The sequence below is a fragment of the Streptomyces phytophilus genome, from assembly GCF_013870535.1.
Taxonomy (GTDB): Bacteria; Actinomycetota; Actinomycetes; order Streptomycetales; family Streptomycetaceae; genus Streptomyces; species Streptomyces phytophilus.
The window spans coordinates 1-1011 of sequence record NZ_JACBXC010001735.1; the positions used below are offsets into that span (position 1 = coordinate 1).

The 1011-nt window shown below is 76.0% G+C and carries 1 protein-coding gene; it reads right to left on the reverse strand.

Annotated features, from left to right (window positions below; all coding sequences use genetic code 11):
- Positions 1-1011 (reverse strand): NAD(P)/FAD-dependent oxidoreductase (locus H5J30_RS35620; protein ID WP_181791918.1); only part of this gene is annotated, 1011 nt, incomplete at both ends.

Sequence of the window (1011 nt, forward strand, 5' to 3'; positions counted from 1 at the left end):
GGTCGCGGGCGTGTTCCGCGAGGGCGAGGGAGGCGGACAGGCCGGTGGAGCGGATGCCGCCGACGAGGAGGTAGCGCCGCTCGGCGTCGGCCTCGACGAGGTAGTCGTCGCGGTCGATCGCCGCGCGCAGCCCCGCGTACGCCGCCGTGACCTCCTCCCGGAGCAGCCGGGGCATCAGGCGTTCGCCCCTGGCCAGCAGGAAGTCGTAGCCGGTGGCGGTGGTCGCGGTGTCGCCCCGGTCGCCGAGGTCCTCGGCGGTGGGGCCGAGCATGACGTTGCCGTAGATGGTGGGGCTGATGAGCACGCCCTTGCCGCGGGCGGTCGGCACGGGCAGCACGATGCGCGGCGCGAGGGGGCGGGCGAGCTTGTCGTAGACGAGGAGTTCGCCGCGGCGCGGGGTGACGGTGAAGCGGTCGTGCCCGAAGAGTGCGTCGACGGTGTCGGCGGCCAGGCCCGCGGCGTTGACGACCCAGCGGGCGGTGACGTCGCCCGCGGCGGTGCGCAGGGTGGTGGCGGCCGGGCCGGGTTCCGCGGCCTCGACGCGGTGGCCGAGGAGGACGGCGGCGCCGCGCGTCCGCGCCTCGGTGGCGAGCGCCAGGGTGGTGGTCCAGGAGCAGATCACGGACTCGCCGGGGACGGCGAGCCCGCCGAGCGCGCCGGGGCCGAGGGCGGGGACCTGGGCGTAGACCTCCTCGGCGGTCAGCGGCAGGCACTCGTCGTAGCCGTTGGCGACCGCCTTGTCGTGCAGCCGGGGCAGGGCGGCCAGTTCCTCGTCGGTCCAGGCGACGAGGAGGGCGCCGGTGTTCTCGACGGGGATGCCGGTGGCCTTCGCGTACGCCGACAGCAGCGCGTAGCCGCGGCGCACCAGGCGGGCTTCGAGGGTGCCGGGGGTGGTGTCGAAGCCGGTGTGGAGGATGGCGGTGTTGGCCTTGCTGGTGCCCGCGCCGACGTCGTCGCGGGCGTCGAGGAGGGCGACGGACAGCTCGTGGCCGGCGAGTTCGCGGGCGACGG